Below are 5,227 nucleotides of genomic sequence, written 5' to 3' on the forward strand. Positions count from 1 at the left end.
CTTGCTCATCTTGTGGCCCTGGGCGTCGCGCACCAGGCCGTGGATGTAGACGTGTTTGAACGGCACCTGGCCGGTGAAATGGGTGGTCATCATGATCATCCGGGCGACCCAGAAGAAGATGATGTCGTAGCCGGTGACGAGCACGCTGGATGGCAGATACAGGTCGAAATCTTCCGTTTTCTCAGGCCAGCCCATGGTGCTGAACGGCACCAGCGCTGACGAGTACCAGGTGTCGAGCACGTCTTCGTCGCGCTTGAGCGTCTTGCCGGGCGCTTGTGCCTGGGCCTCGGCCTCGTTGCGCGCGACATAGACCTTGCCGTCTTCGTCGTACCAGGCCGGAATCTGGTGGCCCCACCAGAGCTGGCGGCTGATGCACCAGTCCTGAATGTTGTTCATCCACTGGTTGTAGGTGTTGACCCAGTTCTCGGGCACAAAACGCACTTCACCCGACTGCACCGCGTCAATGGCTTTTTGGGTGATGGATTTGCCGGTGGGGTCCTGGTCGCTGACCTTGCTCATGGCCACGAACCACTGGTCGGTCAACATCGGTTCGATGACCTGGCCGGTGCGGGCGCAGCGCGGCACCATCAGTTTGTGTTTCTTGATCTCGACCATCAATTCCAGCGCCTGCAGGTCCTTGACGATCTGTTTGCGCGCGGCAAAACGGTCCAGCCCCATGTACACCGCAGGCGCCTGATCGTTGATCTTGGCGTCGAGCGTGAGCACACAAATCATCGGCAGTTTGTGGCGCTGGCCCACCGCGTAGTCGTTCTGGTCGTGGGCGGGCGTGACTTTCACCACACCGGTGCCAAAGGCCTTGTCGACGTAATCGTCGGCAATGATCGGAATCGTGCGGTTGCACAGCGGCAGCGTGACGTGTTTGCCGATCAGGTGCGCGTAACGCTCGTCTTCGGGGTGCACCATGGCGGCCACGTCGCCGAGCATGGTCTCGGGGCGCGTGGTGGCCACGACCAGACCGGGGGCCAGTTCGCCCTTGACCATCTGCGGGCCGTCGGCAAACGGGTACAGGATGTGCCACAGGCTGCCGTCTTCCTCTTCGCTTTCCACCTCCAGGTCAGACACCGCGCTCATCAGCACCGGGTCCCAGTTGACCAGGCGTTTGCCACGGTAGATCAGACCCTGCTCGTACAGGCGCACAAAGGTTTCGGTCACGGTCTTGGACAGCTTGGGGTCCATGGTGAAGTACTCACGGCTCCAGTCCACGCTGTCACCCATGCGGCGCATTTGGGTGGTGATGGTGTTGCCGCTCTTTTCTTTCCATTCCCAGACTTTTGACACAAAGTTCTTACGCGCCTCGGCCGGCGTCGGGCCCATGTCGTGGCGGCTGATGCCTTGGGCCTGCAACTGGCGCTCAACCACGATCTGCGTGGCAATGCCGGCGTGGTCGGTACCCGGAATCCAGGCGGTGTTGAAGCCTTTCATGCGGTGGTAACGCGTCAGGCTGTCCATGATGGTCTGGTTGAACGCGTGCCCCATGTGCAGCGTGCCGGTGACATTGGGCGGCGGCAGCTGGATGCAAAAATTTTCGCCGCGCGCCGCAGCCGCAAGGCTGGGCTGGCCGGTACCGCGCGCGCCGGCGACACCATAACCGCGCTTTTCCCACTCCGGCCCCCAATGCGCTTCCAGCGCGGCGGGTTCAAACGATTTGGACAGGCTGTTGAGGCCGGGTTGGTCAAGGGTGTCGGTCATGGGATGGTGCCAAAAATGACGAACGGCACCCGCAGGTGCCGTTCCAAGGAAGAGTTGGAAACTGCCCCGATTTTACCGGGACCGCACACCCTGCGAATTGACTCAGGCCGCAGGCATACGCATCAGGTGATCGAACGCGCCCAGGGCCGCCTTGGCGCCGTCGCCGCTGGCAATGATGATTTGCTTGAACGGCACGGTGGTGGCATCCCCTGCGGCAAACACACCCGGCAAGGAGGTCTGGCCGCGGGCATCGACCACGATCTCGCCGTGTTTTGACAGTTCCAACGTGCCCTTGAGCCATTCGGTGTTGGGAACCAAGCCAATTTGCACAAAGACGCCTTGCAGCGGCACCAGGTGCTCGGTATTGCTGGCGCGGTCTTTGTAGCGCAGGCCGTTGACCTTGCCGTCGGCACCGGTGATCTCGGTGGTTTGGGCGTTGGTATGGACCGTCACATTGTTCAGGCTGTGCAGCTTTTTGACCAGCACCGCATCAGCCTTGAGTTCGGGCATGAACTCGATCACGGTGACATGCTTGACCAGGCCGGCGAGGTCGATGGCGGCCTCGATGCCTGAGTTGCCACCGCCAATCACCGCCACGTCCTTGCCCTTGAAGAGCGGCCCGTCGCAGTGCGGGCAATAGGCCACACCCTTGTTTTTGTACTCCTGCTCGCCGGGCACGTTCACATTGCGCCAGCGCGCGCCGGTGCTCAGAATCACGGTTTTGCTTTTCAGGGAGCCACCATTGGCGAGCTGGATTTCAATCAGACCATTGGGCGCAGCAGCCGGGATCAGCTTGTCGGCGCGTTGCAGGTTCATGATCTCGACCTCGTAGGCGCGCACATGGGCTTCGAGTGCCGCAGCAAATTTGGGGCCGTCGGTTGCCAGCACCGAGACAAAGTTTTCGATCGCCATGGTGTCGTTCACCTGACCGCCAAAACGCTCGGCGGCAATGCCGGTGCGAATACCCTTGCGGGCGGCATACACCGCAGCCGCTGCGCCAGCCGGGCCGCCACCGACGATCAATACGTCATACGGCGCTTGTGCGCTGAGTTTGGCCGCGTCGCGGGCGGCCGCGCCAGTGTCGAGCTTGGCAATGACTTCTTCCACCAGGATGCGGCCGGAGTGGAACATCTCGCCGTTCAAGAACACCATCGGCACCGCCATGATCTGGCGCTGATTCACCTCGTCCTGGAATGCGCCGCCTTCGATGATCACGGTCTTGACCCTGGGGTTGAACACCGCCATCAGCGACAGCGCCTGCACCACGTCAGGGCAGTTGTGGCAGCTCAGCGACATGTAGACCTCAAAGTTGTAGTCACCGTCGAGCGCCTTGATCTGGTCGATCACATCCTGCTCGACCTTGGGCGGGTGGCCACCGGTCCAGAGCAGCGCCAGCACCAGCGAGGTGAATTCATGACCCAGCGGCAAGCCGGCAAAACGCAGGCTGTTGCTGCTGCCACTGCGCTGCAGGCTGAATGACGGCTTGCGTGCGTCATTGCCGTCGGTCTTGAGCGTGATCTTGTCACTGCGCAGGCCCTGAATGGTCTGCAGCAGCGAGAGCATGTCGCGGGAGTTCTCAGAGTCGTCTAACGAGGCGACGATGTCGAAAGGCTGTTGCACGCGTTCCAGGTAGGCGCCGAGTTGTGTCTTCAGGGGTTCGTCCAACATGTCTTTCGTTCTTTCGTAATTTAAGTGACTTTGAGAACCGGCCTCAGCCCCAATGTGTGGACAAAGCCAGAAACAGGCTGGCGAACCTTTTGAGTCCGCCAGAAGTGTTGCCAGGAGCTACGCCGGGGTGATGCCCGGCGCTTTGAATCGCGGGTCTTTAGATCTTGCCGACCAGGTCGATCGACGGAGCGATGGTTTTGGCGCCTTCGTTCCACTTGGCGGGACAGACTTCACCTGGGTGAGCAGCCACGTACTGAGCGGCATGCAGCTTGCGCAGGGTTTCCTTGACATCACGGGCAATCGCGTTGTCGTGCACTTCCATGGTCTTGATCACGCCATCAGGGTTGATCACGAAAGTGCCGCGCAGTGCCAGGCCAGCTTCAGGAATGTGCACGCCAAAGGCGTTGGTCAGGGTGTGAGTGGGGTCACCCACCAGCGGGAACTGGGCCTTGCCCACGGCGGGGGAGGTCTCGTGCCAGACCTTGTGCGAAAAGTGGGTGTCGGTGGTCACCACATAGACTTCAGCACCGACCTTCTGGAATTCGGCATAGTTTTCTGCCGCATCTTCCACTTCGGTGGGGCAGTTGAAGGTGAAGGCCGCCGGCATGAAGATCACGACCGACCATTTGCCCTTCATGCTTTCGTTGCTGACTTCAACGAATTTGCCGTTGTGGAAGGCTTGGGCTTTGAAAGGCTGAACTTGCGTGTTGATCAATGACATGGGTAATTCCTTTGAGGGTTTAAAAAAGATGTCGGTTGTCTGCCGATGGGATGAATCATAGTTCAATTCTATCGAATTCATGATTCATTATCCATAAGCTATCAATAGCCAAATTTAATGACGCAACAGCGTCGTCTTGTATCGATAGACCGCATTTAATAGTTCGAATCAATCAAAGGCATTGACAGTACCAATTTGACCGGGCGCTGTTTGGCCGTATATGCTGAATTTGTCTTTGGCGCATTTTGTTCAAAGCAAACTTTCTTTCTTCGTCAACTTCAAGGAGATTTCCATGGCAGCACTCAAAGGCTCGAAAACGGAAGACAACCTGAAAGCCGCCTTCGCAGGCGAATCCCAGGCCAACCGACGCTATTTGTATTTCGCGAACAAGGCCGACGTGGAAGGGCAGCCCGACGTGGCCGCCCTGTTCCGCTCCACCGCTGAAGGCGAAACCGGCCACGCCCACGGCCATCTGGAGTGGCTGGAACAGTGTGGCGACCCGGCCACCGGCATGCCGTTTGGCGCCACCCGCCAGAACCTGGCCTCGGCTGTTGCTGGCGAAACCCACGAGTACACCGACATGTACCCCGGCATGGCCAAAACCGCACGCGAGGAAGGTCATGACGAAGTGGCCGACTGGTTTGAAACCCTGGCCAAGGCTGAGCGCTCGCACGCCAACCGCTATACCAAGGCTTTGGTCGAACTGGTTGATTGATGTTTGAGTGATTCGTGTTGGGCGTTGCCGGCAGCGCCCAATGCCAATCCCGTGCCGCTGTTTTGCGCCGCATGCATTCGCTGTTTCCTGCGCCACGACAACATTCTTGACAAGGAAGATCACCATGGTCACCGAGGGCAATCTGTCAGCACCCACCCGTCACGCGATTGACTGGAAAAACCCTGAGTATTACAACGAAGAAAAAACCTTTGTCGAACTTGAGCGCATCTTTGACATCTGCCACGGTTGCCGCCGCTGTGTGAGCCTGTGCGGCGCGTTCCCCACCCTGTTTGACCTGGTGGACGAGAGCAAGACCATGGAAGTGGATGGCGTTGACAAAAAGGACTACTGGAAAGTGGTGAGCCAGTGTTACCTGTGCGACCTGTGTTACATGACCAAGTGCCCGTATGTGC

4 protein-coding genes and 1 pseudogene are annotated in these 5,227 nt (G+C 59.2%); 2 read left to right on the top strand and 3 right to left on the bottom strand.

What is annotated here, in order from left to right:
* The 3 genes from NDI87_RS16295 to ahpC all read right to left on the bottom strand — a co-directional run.
* A partial coding sequence (locus tag NDI87_RS16295; RefSeq protein WP_296276572.1) for a valine--tRNA ligase occupies positions 1-1,710 on the bottom strand: 1,710 nt, incomplete at its 3' end.
* Between the two features lie 102 nt (positions 1,711-1,812).
* Positions 1,813-3,378, bottom strand: coding sequence for an alkyl hydroperoxide reductase subunit F (gene ahpF / locus NDI87_RS16300; protein ID WP_296276574.1), 1,566 nt, complete (start codon positions 3,376-3,378; stop codon positions 1,813-1,815).
* Between the two features lie 157 nt (positions 3,379-3,535).
* On the bottom strand, positions 3,536-4,099 hold the full coding sequence (gene ahpC, locus NDI87_RS16305) for an alkyl hydroperoxide reductase subunit C (RefSeq protein ID WP_296276577.1): 564 nt from the start codon (positions 4,097-4,099) through the stop codon (positions 3,536-3,538).
* Positions 4,100-4,391: 292 nt separating this feature from the next.
* Between ahpC and NDI87_RS16310 the strand changes: the two genes are divergently transcribed.
* Both NDI87_RS16310 and NDI87_RS16315 read left to right on the top strand, forming a co-directional pair.
* On the top strand, positions 4,392-4,814 hold the full coding sequence (locus NDI87_RS16310) for a rubrerythrin family protein (RefSeq protein WP_296276579.1): 423 nt from the start codon (positions 4,392-4,394) through the stop codon (positions 4,812-4,814).
* 124 nt (positions 4,815-4,938) lie between these two features.
* Positions 4,939-5,227 (top strand): annotated as a pseudogene (locus tag NDI87_RS16315) (Fe-S oxidoreductase); the annotation flags it as partial.

Origin of the sequence: Rhodoferax sp. (assembly GCF_023701345.1) — a bacterium.
In the GTDB taxonomy this organism is placed as follows: Bacteria; Pseudomonadota; Gammaproteobacteria; order Burkholderiales; family Burkholderiaceae_C; genus Rhodoferax.

Excerpts from the sequence above, each read along its gene's own strand:
- NDI87_RS16310 (WP_296276579.1), top strand. The coding sequence starts at position 4,392 with ATGGCAGCACTCAAAGGCTCGAAAACGGAAGACAACCTGAAAGCCGCC.
- ahpC (WP_296276577.1), bottom strand. The coding sequence starts at position 4,099 with ATGTCATTGATCAACACGCAAGTTCAGCCTTTCAAAGCCCAAGCCTTC.
- ahpF (WP_296276574.1), bottom strand. The coding sequence starts at position 3,378 with ATGTTGGACGAACCCCTGAAGACACAACTCGGCGCCTACCTGGAACGC.